This is a genomic window from Streptosporangium sp. NPDC049644, from assembly GCF_040675205.1.
GTDB classification, from domain to species: domain Bacteria; phylum Actinomycetota; class Actinomycetes; order Streptosporangiales; family Streptosporangiaceae; genus Streptosporangium; species Streptosporangium fukuiense.
The window spans coordinates 1-14,325 of sequence record NZ_JBFAOJ010000147.1 but is presented as its reverse complement, the minus strand read 5'-3'; the positions used below and the strand labels follow the sequence as shown (position 1 = coordinate 14,325).

The 14,325-nt window shown below is 58.0% G+C and carries 14 protein-coding genes and 1 pseudogene; 9 read left to right on the top strand and 6 right to left on the bottom strand.

The genetic code is table 11. The features are described 5' to 3' along the window. Nucleotides 1–152: 152 nt before the first annotated feature. The gene (locus AB0J58_RS41785; RefSeq protein ID WP_364226707.1) at nucleotides 153–569 is read left to right on the top strand and encodes a hypothetical protein; all 417 of its coding nucleotides are present in this window, start codon (nucleotides 153–155) and stop codon (nucleotides 567–569) included. 571 nt (nucleotides 570–1,140) lie between these two features. Here the strand turns inward: AB0J58_RS41785 and AB0J58_RS41780 are convergent. Both AB0J58_RS41780 and AB0J58_RS41775 read right to left on the bottom strand, forming a co-directional pair. Next, nucleotides 1,141–1,497 carry a hypothetical protein gene (locus tag AB0J58_RS41780; RefSeq protein ID WP_364226704.1) on the bottom strand — a complete coding sequence of 119 codons (357 nt, stop codon included), beginning with the start codon at nucleotides 1,495–1,497 and terminating at the stop codon, nucleotides 1,141–1,143. 23 nt (nucleotides 1,498–1,520) lie between these two features. Next, nucleotides 1,521–1,841, bottom strand: coding sequence for a hypothetical protein (locus tag AB0J58_RS41775; protein WP_364226702.1), 321 nt, complete (start codon nucleotides 1,839–1,841; stop codon nucleotides 1,521–1,523). A 261-nt stretch (nucleotides 1,842–2,102) separates the two neighbouring features. Between AB0J58_RS41775 and AB0J58_RS41770 the strand changes: the two genes are divergently transcribed. The 7 genes and pseudogenes from AB0J58_RS41770 to AB0J58_RS41740 all read left to right on the top strand — a co-directional run bounded on the left by AB0J58_RS41770 (nucleotide 2,103) and on the right by AB0J58_RS41740 (nucleotide 8,128). Then, nucleotides 2,103–2,369, top strand: coding sequence for a winged helix-turn-helix domain-containing protein (locus AB0J58_RS41770; protein ID WP_364226699.1), 267 nt, complete (start codon nucleotides 2,103–2,105; stop codon nucleotides 2,367–2,369). Between the two features lie 206 nt (nucleotides 2,370–2,575). Beyond that, nucleotides 2,576–3,085 (top strand): DUF1643 domain-containing protein, encoded by a 510-nt coding sequence (locus tag AB0J58_RS41765; protein WP_364226697.1) that lies wholly within the window; start codon nucleotides 2,576–2,578, stop codon nucleotides 3,083–3,085. A gap of 153 nt (nucleotides 3,086–3,238) precedes the next feature. Continuing rightward, entirely contained in the window at nucleotides 3,239–4,282 is a 1,044-nt protein-coding gene (locus tag AB0J58_RS41760; protein ID WP_364226694.1) for a site-specific DNA-methyltransferase, read from the top strand. A 638-nt stretch (nucleotides 4,283–4,920) separates the two neighbouring features. Beyond that, nucleotides 4,921–5,802: a ParB/RepB/Spo0J family partition protein gene (locus tag AB0J58_RS41755; RefSeq protein ID WP_364226713.1), complete on the top strand. Its 882-nt coding sequence runs from the start codon at nucleotides 4,921–4,923 to the stop codon at nucleotides 5,800–5,802. Then, nucleotides 5,799–6,752 (top strand): ParB N-terminal domain-containing protein, encoded by a 954-nt coding sequence (locus AB0J58_RS41750; protein ID WP_364226692.1) that lies wholly within the window; start codon nucleotides 5,799–5,801, stop codon nucleotides 6,750–6,752. The genes AB0J58_RS41755 and AB0J58_RS41750 overlap by 4 nt, the downstream gene beginning before the upstream one ends. Next, nucleotides 6,749–7,036: pseudogene (locus AB0J58_RS41745) on the top strand (DNA methyltransferase); the annotation flags it as partial. The gene AB0J58_RS41750 and the pseudogene AB0J58_RS41745, both read left to right, overlap by 4 nt. A 234-nt stretch (nucleotides 7,037–7,270) precedes the next feature. Continuing rightward, nucleotides 7,271–8,128, top strand: coding sequence for a hypothetical protein (locus AB0J58_RS41740; protein WP_364226715.1), 858 nt, complete (start codon nucleotides 7,271–7,273; stop codon nucleotides 8,126–8,128). A gap of 518 nt (nucleotides 8,129–8,646) precedes the next feature. Here the strand turns inward: AB0J58_RS41740 and AB0J58_RS41735 are convergent. From AB0J58_RS41735 to AB0J58_RS41720, 4 genes are all read right to left on the bottom strand, one after another. Continuing rightward, nucleotides 8,647–9,021, bottom strand: a complete 375-nt coding sequence (locus AB0J58_RS41735; protein ID WP_364226689.1) for a hypothetical protein — start codon at nucleotides 9,019–9,021, stop codon at nucleotides 8,647–8,649. 3 nt (nucleotides 9,022–9,024) lie between these two features. Continuing rightward, nucleotides 9,025–10,998 carry an AAA family ATPase gene (locus AB0J58_RS41730; RefSeq protein ID WP_364226686.1) on the bottom strand — a complete coding sequence of 658 codons (1,974 nt, stop codon included), beginning with the start codon at nucleotides 10,996–10,998 and terminating at the stop codon, nucleotides 9,025–9,027. Next, on the bottom strand, nucleotides 10,995–11,174 hold the full coding sequence (locus AB0J58_RS41725) for a hypothetical protein (RefSeq protein WP_364226684.1): 180 nt from the start codon (nucleotides 11,172–11,174) through the stop codon (nucleotides 10,995–10,997). The genes AB0J58_RS41730 and AB0J58_RS41725 overlap by 4 nt, the downstream gene beginning before the upstream one ends. 86 nt (nucleotides 11,175–11,260) lie before the next feature. Continuing rightward, nucleotides 11,261–13,309 (bottom strand): DEAD/DEAH box helicase family protein, encoded by a 2,049-nt coding sequence (locus tag AB0J58_RS41720; RefSeq protein WP_364226710.1) that lies wholly within the window; start codon nucleotides 13,307–13,309, stop codon nucleotides 11,261–11,263. A 753-nt stretch (nucleotides 13,310–14,062) separates the two neighbouring features. Between AB0J58_RS41720 and AB0J58_RS41715 the strand changes: the two genes are divergently transcribed. Next, a complete protein-coding gene (locus AB0J58_RS41715) occupies nucleotides 14,063–14,266 on the top strand; it encodes a hypothetical protein (protein ID WP_364226682.1) in 204 nt (67 codons plus the stop codon). Nucleotides 14,267–14,325 lie beyond the last annotated feature (59 nt).

Here is a 14,325-nt window from a genome sequence, read left to right as displayed (position 1 = left end):
AAACTCAGGCGAGTGAGGTGCAGGCACGAGTCTCTTCCTTCCCAGCCGACGCAAGTCGACTCAGACGAGGTGTCCGTCCTGCGGGGGGAACCTCAGGCCGAGCAGACGGGTATGAGTTCGTCAGTGCCGAGCAGCTGGACAAGCTCCGCCAGGTGGGCCGACTGGTCGCCGAGACCCGCCGCTACGGCAACGTCTACGCCATCGACCGCCAGACGATCGAAGATCGCCACGCCGCCGGCTACGTCCCGGTCGTGCACATGGGCAACCTCGATGACCTGTGTCGCCTGATCGGCCGTACCCCGGATTCCTGGCTCCGTGTGCTGCTGTGGGTCCCGCGCGAGGTCACCGAACAACGATCCCGAAGCCGCGGTGACGTCGACACCCACAAGCGCCTGACCGCATGGGACGAGACACTCACCGACCTGGAGACGAGCACCGACGCCGGGTTCTTTCACCTACGCCTCCACACCGACCGTCTTGAAGCCGACGCCGCAGCACGCGAGATCAGGGGTGCCTACGATCGACTACGGCAGGCCGGTTGTCCTCAGTCGCAGGAGTGCCGCCCTTGAGACGAGCCTCTACCTCGTCGGGGATCAGGTCCAGCCGCCACCAGGTGCCGCACTGCCGACAACGGGCACCATCGGGCAGGGGATTCGGGCGGGTCCACTCCACCTCATGGTGAAGACAGTCCGTCCCGGTCGGGTAGCTGCGGGCGCACCGCTCAGCCGTGACCGATGACTCATCCGCCGTCACGATCAGCGGCGCGTCTCCCTGGGAGCGCCCGCAGTGCGGACACACCGGCGGTACATCGTTCAGCCGCTCTGCGATGCATCGCTGTTCGTCGACCAGCTGGAGAAGTTCCTCGGCCGTTTCTGCGACCAGATGCCCGGTGAGCCCGGCGAGCATCTCCTGTTCGGTCAGCGCGCGCTCAGGGGTGCGGTGCGCGGAGAAGACACCCCACCCACTCTGCTCGGTCTGCCACCCCTCGATTACCGGCCCAGCGCCCACCGCAGGCAGAGGCCAGGCCGGAAGCCGTTGAGCGAACCGTTCAGACATCGCATCCTCATTCCGTTCCGGGCATGGCCGGTGTGGTGAGGCGTGACGGCGCACCCCGCCCAGGGCCAACGCCGTCACGCCCGTTCATGGGTTCACCATCCGGTCCCGCTGTTTGTGGCCAGGCCGGAGCAGCACGGGGGAATGGTTGAACAGAGTGGTGATCAGAGAGCCGTCCGCGGGAAACGAGCAGAAGACCGACAGCAGGAACGTCGGCGGCTTCAACCAGCAGCCACCACTACCCAACCGGCCGAGCTGGGTGACCTGCCCCCACACGAGATCAACGGCACGATGTCCGCGCTCGTATTCCTCGCCGGGGACCGGAGTGATCCGGAACGGCTGATCACGATCACGCTCGAAAGCCAGGAGATCCCCCAGGCGAAGATGCTCCGCAGGCCGCACCAGCGCCCCGGCGGCCACCCCAGGTGAACGAACCGGCAGCATCAGCGACCTCCCGCCAGACGCGGTCATGCCGGGTACGCCGCTCTCTGCTCCGGCAGCGGATGGATCTGCCGCAACTCCGCATACCGCAGGGCGACGCGATGCGCAGCCTGGTGAGGTTCGGCCGCCGGGTGACGGGCGTAGACGGGGCGGTACTGGCGGGGGTTCCAGCCGGTACGCCACCAGAACTGATCCCCGCGGCACCACACGATCAGATCCACCCAGACCGACACGAGTGCCAGCCCGTACCCGTCATGCACATCAGCAGTGATCCCGTATCGAGTCAGGGCCTCACGGAGCTCTTCGGCAGCCCTTACCGCTGTGTCGTCGGGGAAGGTCGCGGTCACGGCTCACTCCCTTCTCCACGTCGTTCGACGAAAGCGCTTGGTAGGTGGGCATCGGTGAGCGGAACCCGGAACCGTGTCCCTTGGTGCCCTCCAGCACCAGGGGACGGGACCGGTGTGGGGAAGCGGTCCCGAGCTGGCACGTAGACCACCGCTCACCGATGCCATGGCCGCATCATAGACATGCAATTCTATAGAACACCATAGAACACAGCAGTATGTTCCGCTGGAGTGCCCTCCTCTACGGGCTTCTACCGTGTGCTCATGACCGAGTTGCGCGATGATCTGCCCAGGTGGCGACAGGTACGAGACATCATCGTCAAGCGCATCGAGGCCGGCCAGTACAAGCCAGGCCAACGCATCCCCTCGGTCGTCGATCTCACCCAAGAGTTCGGCATCGCTACCCAGACCGCACAAAAGGTCATGAACGCCCTACGCAAGGACCGATGGATCCGAACCGAACGAGGCATGGGCAGCTTCGTCACCACTGTCGAGGAACGCACTGCGGAGCCCGGCGAGGCCCTCGAGTAGGCACTACAGCCTCAAGGCCACCGGAGCCCGCTCACTCCGGATGAGAACTTTCCATACGTCTCAAGGCGCGTGCCGCCTGCGGCACGCGCCTTGGGCGGTCGCTGGCCGCGCTGCGGCTCTCCGGCCGGTCGCGGCCAGCGCCGCCCACAAACTGTCCGGGCGTGACGCTATTGTCACCCTTTGAACGCTGTCGAGATAGGACACACATGCTGGAGGTAGACCTGCGCACTACTACAGACCGTGTGCTTTGCGCAATTCTCCTCAATCCGCCATTACGACCCGCAGAGCGAACCATAACGTATCGGAATGTCACAGCTGCCCTCTCAACAACCGGTTGCCAGCAACTATCGCTCACTAACCTGCTAGCCGTTCCGTCCAAGGATCTTCCATCCCTCAATCGGATAAAAATCTCCGAACAGGAGATCGCTGCTTCGCGTGAAGCGCTTAGGCAGGCCATCATGTATGGCGATGAGGTACTAGTAGCGTGGGGTATGGGTGGCGCGACTGGAGCTCTAAAGCAGCTGCTCAACAGTCAGGTGACATACGTTCGAGAGGTACTTCACGAACGGGGGATCCACTCAGTCTGGGCGCTGCAAGGCAGACCGCGCCACCCTTCACGGTGGCGGCAGTATCTCGGACCGCAGAAAAACCGTGTTTCCGGGGATTCCTTCCAAGACCGCCTCAATCAAGCATTGGTTCCCTTGCAGCTCAATTGACCGAAAGCCATGCACGGATCGAATTTTTATGATTAACGGATGAATATCTTTGCCGCGCCAATACACAAAACCTGCCGCATACATAACAGTTTCAGCCCACCTAGACACACGTGGCACACTACAACATACCATTGGTTCGTTTCGAGGAGCCTGATGACCAAGTTTTTCGAGCATCTGAGCTCTGGCGCCGTCCTCTACACTACAAAGGTCGGGGCTCAAATCTGCGGAGAGAGCCAAAAGCTACTCGCCGAGCTCCCGCAAGAAAGCGTCGACCTGTTCATCACAAGCCCTCCTTTCCCTTTGCTGAGAAAAAAAGCCTACGGTAACGAGGACCAGAATGAGTATGTGGCATGGCTAACAGATTTCGCAAAGTTAGCTTATGCCGCACTTAAGCCTACGGGAAGTTTAGTTATCGATATCGGCGGCGCCTATCAGCAGGGGCGACCCGTGAGATCTCTTCATCAGTTCCGAGCACTAATAGAATTCGTAGATAAACTCGATTATTTTCTAGCCGAAGAATTCTACTGGTTTAATCCAGCACGGCTTCCTTCGCCAACAGAGTGGGTCAATAGGCAAAAAATTCGAGCCAAGGATGCAGTTAACACTGTCTGGTGGCTCTCAAAAACCGAGTTCCCCAAGGCGGACATATCTCAAGTACGGATCCCCTACTCGGACTCTATGCAACGCCTTCTACGCAATCCAGAAGGTTATTACCGCCCAAAAGATCGGCCGTCGGAGCATGTCATTGGCAGTGCGTTCAGTTTTGACAACGGCGGCGCCCTACCACCCAATCTATTAGTGATACCTAATACGGAATCAAACAGCTTCTATCTTCGTATGTGTCAGCATCTGGACGTGCCAAGCCATCCAGCACGCTTCCCCTCAGCTCTTCCTGAATTCTTCATTAGAATGCTGACTCAACCGGGCGACGTTGTTATTGACTTTTTCAGCGGGTCTAACACTACAGGTAGAGTAGCAAACGATCTCGGCCGCAAGTGGCTGGCTTTCGAAAAAGACCATCAATATGCAGCCGCTTCGGTGATTAGATTTCTAGAGAACCATTCGCCGGAAAGAATTAAGCGACATTATGAAGCCATACTTTCTGGCGAAGAGGTTAAGCTCTCAGTGATCAAGCCAGCTCAACTGGATGGCTACACTGAAGGCGAGGACGAAGAAGAACTTCTCACTCTATTTTGAGCTTTCAAGATCCTGGATAATCTCGCACAAGTCAACATCTCCTGCGAGGGCCCACAGCTCTCATCCGAGCAGCAGGACCGCAGCATGGTCCAGGGCTAAGGTCCGAAAAGCGACATGCATGTACGAGTTCGTTCATGCACGAAGATCACAATTAAAACACAGAGTTGTACGCCAGGCTTTACGGCGGAGGTACCGGAAGTGTGCTACCCGAGGCTGTCTCTGATGGGCTAACTTTCATCGATGCGTTAAGGTACGCCGAAGATGGGTTACCTGCAAGGTGGTGAGGCGCACCTGCGACGGACAGCAGCCGCGGGTGGATATGCGAAACAGGGCACCAGTTACTCACTTGCACGGCGCTTGGAAAGAGGGCAGTCGTCGGCACGTCATCAGCTGCGGGAGCAAACGCTGAAGTGAGAGACATGACCTCGGCGCTGTGCTGGCGACGGCGTGACAACGGAACTGCGTTCGCTACCATACTGGGCGCTCCAGCGCAGGTCGTCCGATTGCAGACGGTGCTTGAACAAGGCCAAGACGGTGCTTGAACAAGGCCAGCTGGCCCAGGAGTTCGCTCAGGTTAGGCTCGAAGACTCGTGTTTGGGGATCATTTGAGATGACAGACGTGTAAGTTAAGCGAGGTGATGGATGTGTCGACACCCCCCTCCGCCCTGACGTCCGCTGGCGAGCCAGGCACCTCAGAGGCCCCCCTCAAAGAGCAGGTCAGCGAAAGAGACACTCTGCTAAGAGTGCAAGAGCTCCCTGTAGCAGGGATACGCCCGGAGGAGGGTCTTGGTCGCAAGCGCGACCGAGAGGGCCACCGTGAGCTATGTAAGTCGATCAGGCAGTTTGGCGTACTAACCCCTATAACAGTACGTGTTGCGCCTGACGACTCCGGTGACTACCTATTGGTCAAGGGGCAGGGGCGAACCCTCGCATGCCGACTCCTGGGTATAGAAAAAATCCCGGCGATCGTCGTTGACGACGATTTCGCAGAGAACGCGAAAGTCCAGCAATTCCTAGTTGAAAACGTTGCTCGACTCCGAATGCGCCCTATTGATCGCGCACTTTTGATCGCACGAGCTCGGCAGGACGGTGAGGAAACCGCGGATGTTGCCAAGCGCTTTGGCGTCTCCCCCGCCACCGTTCGACGCCTAGAAGCTCAACTAGACGGCGCCAATAGCAATGAATTAGCTGCACTCAAAAAGGGAACCGTAAACCTGACACTGCATGCTCTGATCGCCCGCTATGTTGGAAATATAGAGCGCAGCGATGTGGTCGCCGCACTGGCTCGATACTCACTCCGAACAAAGGAGATTGAGGCGTTATTCGAGGCACTTGGCTGGCGAGATCTGGTACAACTCGGTACCGTCCATCGAACGCAGCGGTTACTGCTACTGACGTGGGCCTGTGACACACTCAGCAAGCTGCCCCCTGGTCCAGTATCCGATCGAATGAGTCAGTTGGCTGCGGCGCTACCAATGGACTTCAGTGATGACAGACATTCCAAGGTGGTGACCGGATGAAGCTTGTTGCGCTCAGTCCATCGGAATTGATTCTCAGCAAAGAACTGAGCCGGTCCGGTAGTGCCAAGCAGTTCCAGGATCGACTCAGGTCTTCAATAGAGGAGATAGGCCTAGCAGAACCTCTCAAGGTGGCGCCACGGCCAGATGGTGGATATCTTGTAGTCGATGGAACAATGCGCCTTCAGGCTATCGCCGCTATTCGAGAAGCAGATCCAACTCGGTTTACCCGAATCCCGGCATACGTGATGGACTATGCGAGCCGATTCGAGTTTCGCTACCAGAGCGACATATACCAAGATCTCCTACCTAGCCAGTTGGCGGCTTTAGTAGAGCACCTTCATCAGACGGAACGTGTTAAAAAAGCCGACATTGCACGCTATATTGGCGTTTCGCCGACAACGCTGCGTAACTACACAGGGCTCTGGCGACTCATGCAGCGCGGTGGAAGGTTCGCCCAAATCGTCGAACTCATGGATGCAGGTGTGCTTCCCTCATCCAATCCCTACGCATGGCTCCGACTTACCAGCGAAGGTCTAGAGTTCGTTCTAAGGGAGAGCTTTTGCGACCAAGAAGAGTCAATAGATAGTTGGTTCAAGGAACGGATCACAGCCGCTAATCAAGGTAATTCATTCCGATTTACGACGCACTTTGTCGAAAGCGCCACCAGCGACTTGGTAGCGCAACATTACCGCGAGGACGAAGAGCTGCGAGCCGTTAAGCGTGATTTAGGCTTGCGTCGCTCAATAACTCAACACTCCACCAAGAACCCTGAGAAGTCAGGGCCAGAGGCTAGCATAGAAGAGGCCCCCGAAAAGTTAGCGCTAAAAACCGACGTAGAAGAACAGCGGAAAATCGCGGCAGCTATGAATCACCTTTTACGGGTACATAAAGGCTCTTCAGAACCCGTCCTTCGAATCGCTGCTGAATCACTACGGAAGTACCTACAATGAGCATGATATCCACGAATTGGACAGAGGATGCCTTCTTCGAGACCTCTGAACGAGAATCGATTGACGGTGGCACAACCACGGAAGGCCACCTCTGGCATGTCGTGAGTCCCCGCTGGGGTCATTCGATGCACACGATGTGCTCATATCACGGAATGTTCCCGGCTAAGCTCGTCCACTACTTTATCCAACAGTACTCTCGACCTGGCGATGTTGTCCTCGATCCATTCAGTGGTCGGGGCACTGTACCGCTGCAAGCGAGAGTCGAGGGAAGACGCACGATAAGTAACGATCTGAGTCCACTTGCCTATGTTCTATCGCGTGCCAAAGCAAGTCCACCGTCCTGGGTAGCTATCAACACGTACTTGAGTAAACTTGAAAAGCGGTATAAGAGCACAACTGAGCCCGAACCGGATGTGTCCCCTGACATAGCAATGCTGTATCATCCAAATACGTTGCGCCAGATCTGTTACATACGTAGGTCACTGCTCCGTCAAGCAGTGACCTCCTGGACGTCTGAAATGGCGATGATCGCTGGTTCTTTAGCGGGAATTATGCATGGTTTGCACCGCAGGGACGGAACTTCCCAGTATTTGAGTATCAGCATGCCGAACACCTTTAGCATGTCGCCATCATACGTCAAGAAATACATTCAAGAGAAAAGTCTTATCGCACCTGACCAGGACGTTTTCGAGCGCCTGCGCGATAAGATATCTCGGCTATATCTTGATGCGATCGACGGGCACGACGGGCAAGTCTTCGCGCACGATGCGTCGAAACTAATGACTAGCAGGCGAATTGCTTCTAACAGTGTGGACCTTGTTGTAACGTCCCCGCCGTACCTACAAGTCGTGAACTATGGAACCGCCAATTGGATCCGCCTGTGGCTCTTTGGAATAGACGAAGTAGGGCGCGATCGGGGTAAAGGGCGTGTAGAACTAGACGCGACACTTGATCATCGGCATACCTACACGTCATATCAGGACTTCCTGCTACGGACGCTGCTTGGCATCCAACGTGTACTCAAGCGCGATGGAGTTGCGACAGTAATCATTGGCGATGTCGCCGACCCAGGTAAGGATCCAGTTCCGCTTGCCAAGAAGATTTGGGATGATATTGGCTCCAAGACAGATCTCCGTCTTATTACGTTGATTGGTGATCACTTCTCCGTTGAAACGAAAGTGAGTCGTATCTGGGGTGACACGAAGGGGCAGGCGACCGATCGGGATTGCGTGCTTGTGCTGGCCCACAAGAACGGAGACCCTTGGATGGGCCCAGGGGCCGTTGACTGGGATGAGCCGTACAAGGATGGCGGTCCCGACGCTGCACACTCTCGAGTGAGAGCAAGGTTTAGCAGTAGCACAAGCGCTGAGGAGTAGGCGCGGGTGTGGCAGGTGAGTATGCATCTCTCCACATTTCGGCGATGGCGAAGGGCAGCTGCCGCGGGGCTTCCGTTCCTCGGGCCTAGCGGCCCTGCGGTACGGGTCCCCTTGCCACTGGGCATGTGGGTTCTCGCCGCCGCTGTGTAGGGCAGAAGTACAGCAACGCCGCCTCACCACCACATCGCGGGCCTGTTCCCGGCAGGTCTGCCGGCGCCTCACCATAGTTAATGGACCACGCCGGATCGACGCTGGAGAACGCCGCCGAGTCGCTGTTTTCCTCGATAGAGTTCGAACTCCTGCGTCTTGTCAGGCTGCTTGCTCCCTAAAGCATGGCTGCGACAGTTTCCTGAGCGGACGACTTCGATCATGAGTGGTTGCACACCACTAACGGGTTGCACCCGCCAATGGAATTTGATCGCTTGAAGGCGGCTGACTTGCCTGATGCGAGACGCGCCGAAAAGGCAATATTCTAAAGCTAAAAATAATCGATCAGAGCCTACGGTTCGAGGGAATCGTCACATTATCTCAGCAGTACTGCTTAGAATGTCTGCCATTGTTTCATTACCATCCAGTCGACGTGCGATATCACGTACCCCCAGTTCGGCTAGTTTCTCCGCCGCGGCAAAGGGGCGCGATGGATCACCAACCTCTAGCAGTTCGAGCAAGTCACGCAAACTGCTACCAATCTCCAGCGTGCCAAGGGCGTTGTACTTGGTTACGTAGCCGCTCTGGGGCGCGTCCGCAATATCGAGATTCGCACCGATAGCGTATGAAATGGCGAATCGATAGGCGTCCTGCTGACTGCCACCAAAGTAGTCTGTGGCGATCTTCGTGATCGCCTCGTTCGCATCGGGTGTAAGCCCGATCTGCTGTTTGTCTTCCTGTGCCATTGCTTATTGCGTCCTCTCGATGATGGCCTCTTCGGGATCGTTGTTGGGCCGGAGGATGCGGTATTCCTGGCCAATTCGGCTGCCCATGATCTCGTGAGCCTGCTGCTCCGTGAGTTCGCCAGACTGTACAAGCAAAATCGCTTGAGTGCCGAGCTCCGGGACCCAACGCAGAAGCACGTTTTCGCGGTGCTTCCGGTCGAGCCGGGCAAGCGGGCTGTCGAGCACGACCGGGCCACCACGCACCGCCGCCTGCTTGAGCGCGCCTATAAGGGACAGCGCGATAAGCTGGCGACCGCCCTCACTCGTCTTCATGGCGGGTCCGCGCTTACCAACTAGATCCACTCGATAGTCGCTCCCGATCTGAATGCCGTCGTAGCCCTCAGAGTCACGGATTAGCTTCATAAACATTTCGGTTGCAGTCCGCTCGACCTCAGTCCGCGTACGTTCCCGATATCGACCGATCGTGCGGTTAGTCAACTCCTGAACATATTGAAAGAAGTACGCCTCGGCCGCCAGCGTAGGCTGCGATCCGCTGAGCTTACGCAGAGCATTGGCAGCCCGCTTCTGTTCGGAATCAATCTTTACCTGCTCCTCGTCGTACCCCCGCAGCGCGTTCGAGTAGCCCACGATCGCTCGCTCAAGACGCTCCTGGTCGCGGCCCAACTGGCGGATCTTAGCGGCGTCGTTATCCTTTAGACGGTCTTTGATGGTGCTGAGGCGTCGCTTACGGTCATACTGCGCTGCGATAATCTTGTTAAACTGCGCCTGTTTGTCCTGATAGGTCCTGATCGTGTCAGTGTCGATCAGGGCGCGAATCCGTCGCTCGCGCGGCAAGTCGGGACCGTTGCCGGCCTCATCTGTCAGTTGTTGCAGTTTGGCCTTTGCGTCAGTCAGCTCCTGTTGCGTTGCCGTTTCCGGGGGCGGCAATTCCTGATGACAGGTGGGACAAGTACCGCCTTGAAGCTGTTTTTGGAGCAGATCCACTCGACCGCGAGCTGCCTGAATCTCCCTCTGTTTTTCTTGAGCCGCATCATTCTTCGCTGCGACGCGCGTCAACACCACCGACAGTTTGGTACTCGCCGGGGCCAGCCAGCCACTTGCGAGCAACTTGCGCATTTCTTCGGCAACTTGCTGACGTTCGGCTTCACCGCCCTTTATCTGCGACTCGAGCATCTCCATCTCGCGGGCATCCGCCTTCAACTCCTCGACTGAGGCGATCCGCTCATTGACGTCTTCGAGATCGGACTGAGCTTTGCGTCGTACCGCTTCGATCTCAGCACGATCCTTATCGAGGCTCTCCTGCCGGGATTTCAGCTCGCGAAGTCGCTTTTGAGCGGCCTCGGCATTCTCCTGGTTCTTCATCGCCTTGGTTTGCCGCTCCAAGACGTCGTCAGTCATCGTTCTGATGTCGCGCGCGGCCAGCTGAAGCGCTGGGATACCCAGCACGCTCTCAATGCTGCGCTTCAGCAAATCGCGCTCACGGTCGGAGTTTAGGCGATCGTAGAAGTCGCGGAGTAGTTCACCATCAAACAAGAAGAACTCGGAGATTTGCGGGTGTAGCTGGCGACCGATCTCCACGTCAATCGAAGCTTGCTGGATCACTTGTGAATCCACGCGCAGGTCCGCCGAGACACTCGGAGCGGCATCGTTTCGAAAGAGGGCGGTGCGCGTCAGATGGAACTGATGGCCATCAGCTGTGAACTTGATGGCTACCTGCATGTCGGACTCGCCGTCTGCCTGGGCGGGACGGTTCATGTAGTTGGTGAGCCCGCGCGCCGACTCCGACGCTGTCTTGCCCGCTTCGGGCGCTCCATAGAGGCACCATCGTAGGGCGCGGAACAGGCTGGTCTTGCCAAGAGTGTTCTCACCATGGATGACCACGATTGGTGCTTCGAGGTCGGTCCGAAGGCTCAGCTCGTCGATCTTCCGGTAAGGTCCGAAGTTCTTCAGGCTAAGGCTTTCGAATTGCAGGCTCATCCATTCAACTCCAGTCGCGCAAGGATCCGCTCACTGGCATGCTCCTGCAGCTCGCGTAGCTCGCGCTTATACTTCGAGCGGTCGTCGTCAAACTGATACCGCCAGGCGAGCTTAATTAACTGCTCATAGTCGTCCTGCAAGAACGACTCGATGGCCAAACCGTACTGGTTGCGCATGGCGGGGTCCTGAGCTACCTCTTGCAATGCGGCCAGGGCTCCCTGCTGTCCATGCCTCCGCGGGCTATCGTTTGCATCAGCCATCTTCAGTCGCTTTCCTCGTCGTAATCAAGAAAATCAGGAAGCTGAATTGGATCTTGACTCAGGGAGACAATCGCCTTGAGCCGCTCGCGAGCGGCTGGATTACGGGCGAGCCGAACAAACTCAAGAGCCCTGAGAGCCTCGCTTTTGGTAAGCGCACCCCCGAGAGAGTCAACCAACATGAGGTCGTGTACCTCAGCGCTGACCTTTCCGGTGGCCGGTGCTCTCCGCAGCACACGACCCCGGCGCTGAATGTACTCGCGTTCGACGGTTGAGCTGGCCAGGATTAGAGCGTGATCGGTCACCGGGATGTCGATGCCCTCGTCGAGGCAGCGGATCGCGACCACGATGCCCCCGTACTCACTAAGGCTTCGGATGACAGCATCACGGTTGCCTGGCATGTCTGCGTAGAATTCCAGTGCCGGCAAACCAGCCGCTAAGCATTCCTGAGTCAGTGTCTTGAGCTGCGTCAGATCGTCGCAGTAAACGAGCCATCGGTCGCCCGGCTTGTACTCATCGCGAAGGATCTCAGCAGCCATGGGAACCTTCTGGCGTGCCTGCTTAAGCACGCGTGCCCTGCGGATGAGCAGCATCTGGAGTGGCGAATCGGGGCTGTTGACCGACTGACCCTGACCGACTAGCTGGCCGATCCGTTTCGTGAGCTGCCTGTACTCCTCCATCTCGTCGTCGTCAAGCGTCAGCTCATGCAGACGGTAGTCGTATGGCACGAGCAGGCCGAGCATGAGCGCCTCAGCGAGACCGATTACAGGCGATAGGACGGGACCAAAGAACTCAAGTAGGCGGTCGGTGCCCTCATCGTCGAACTGGCGGCGGAAAGTAGCACTCAGCCCCAGCGTCGCACCGCATCGTGCCTGCTCCAGGACGGACAGCACCTTGTTGCTGCCCGCACGATGCATCTCATCGGCCACGATCAAAAGGTGGTCACCCGTCTTGAGACGGCGCTGGAAGTCCTCGCTCGCGAACGTATGGTTGGTGGCGACCACTAAGCGCCGTGCGTGAGGTGAGTTGCCCGGGGCCGTGAAGACCGGCAGTAGCTTGATCCAGTCGGACTTGAGAGCGCCTGCGCCTGCGGGAAGGATTTGCACATTGTTCAGCTCAGTCTCAATTTCACGGATCCACTGTGCATGCAAGTCTCGACCAGGAACGAGTACGACCGCCGCCCCGCCAGCGTCCGTCCAACGCTTCACCCCTTCGATGGCCGTGAGCGTCTTTCCAGCACCCGTCGCGAAGTTGACGATGCCACGGTGGTTGTGGCTTGCCCAGTCCTCAAGTGCGAGGCGCTGGTGATCCATCAGGGTCCGTCCCAGTTTTTGGCTCAGCTTGCGGCCCAGGTACGAACGGACTTCCTCAATGGCGTGGTCAAGGTCGTCGTCAGCAAGCGGGACGAGATGAGAGAGCGTCAACTCTTCCAGTTGGGCTATGCGGACTCCTGGTTCGCGCCCGCGCCAGATCTCGCGGAAGGAATCGGCGTGGTCACGGGTTCGCAGCAGATCGGACTCGTTCTGCCAGCTACAGAAGGCGTCGAAGGACTCGTGGTTGTAGCCCCAGGCTCGCCAGGTCTCGTTGGCGCTGCCGATGAACGTGACACGCTTGCCCTCGCTGTCTTCGAAGATGCCCAACTTGTCGTGGAACAGGCCACCCGGTTGATCGGCGAAAGCGATTCGTACATCGATAATGTCATTCACAATAAGTGTGGCGAGGAACTTGGTCGCGGGCACCGCCTCTGGGCGGTTCAACAGCCGCTCGAGATCCTCACGTACCGTCTCCTGAGCACGTCGTCCAACCTCGTCAGCTTCCTTCATAGCCGCGAAGTCTTCAGGCGACAATGCCGGAGAACAGATCAAGCGCATGCGTCCACCGCGTCGAACGAAGTCCGAGAAAGCCAGCCCAACCACCTGGTAGAGGGTGCTGGAGAAGTAGCCGACTGCGCGGTCGTACTTGATTGACTCCTGCATACAGGGTACGTAGAAGTCGTCGAGCAGGGCATCCCGCCCAGACCTGTAACTGCGCTGCAAGCTCAAGTCCACCAGCACCAAGCTCGTCCCTTCCCACCAACGGCGCGTGCCTAGATGGGACTATAAAGCCAACAGCTGATCTGGTGATCACGGGAGAGATTCTTGATGTCCGAAACCGCCGTTAGTCGCTGTCCCTGAACCACCTGCCTGTCCAGCCGGATCGCTCGATGACGGGCGAGCATTTGATCTCGATGGTCGTTGATCGAGCCTGCAGCGAGGATCTACATCTGACCAGTGAGGGTGACTTGCTACAGCAACTGACCAAACGGGTACTGGAGTCGGCCCGGGAAGGTGAGATCACCGATCCTCTCGGCCCTGACAGGACACAACCCGGCCGGGAAGAACAGCGGCGACAGCGGAAGAGGTGGCCGCCATCGTCGTGTCCAAGGCCCATGGGCACCGGAGCTCTTCGACTCTGTCTGATGTTCTTACTCAGCTGCAGGCGGACAACATGCGCTCGGACTCGTAAATTCCGGCCTCTGGAGAGCACGTGCTCAATAGGCCGGACCTGGCCAGCCCGAGGCTTCCGGCTCTCCGGCCCGAGAGACTCTACGCTCTGTACTCAGGGACATGCGCGGGATGATCTTTCAGCTTCCCCGCAAAAGGCGAAGCGTCTACGCAGGTCAGAGCCCATACGCCATCTGCACAACCACCGCTCTCCTAAAGCGGGTGTCGCATGTTCGAATCATGCCGGGGGCACTCTTCCTACCAGCTGTTAGGCCCCTGAACTGGGGCTTAGCGTGCTTCCTCTTAGCGATCACGTGCAGCCGGGTGCCATCGTGTGCAGCCGTAGGCCACATCGACTTCCATGACGCCCCCGATACTCCTGCATCCAACAACCTGTTCTCGTCGGTCAACGTCGTGGTCACCAACGAGGCGGACGAGATCCTGATGATCCACCCCAGCGACAACGACAACGACAACCGGGTGTACCGGGCACTACTGAGGTTGAACTCGTGGTGTCGTAGGTTCTGACGTGCCTTGATTGCCGGGTACACCGACATCATGAGATACGCACAAGGCGGAGGACTGTC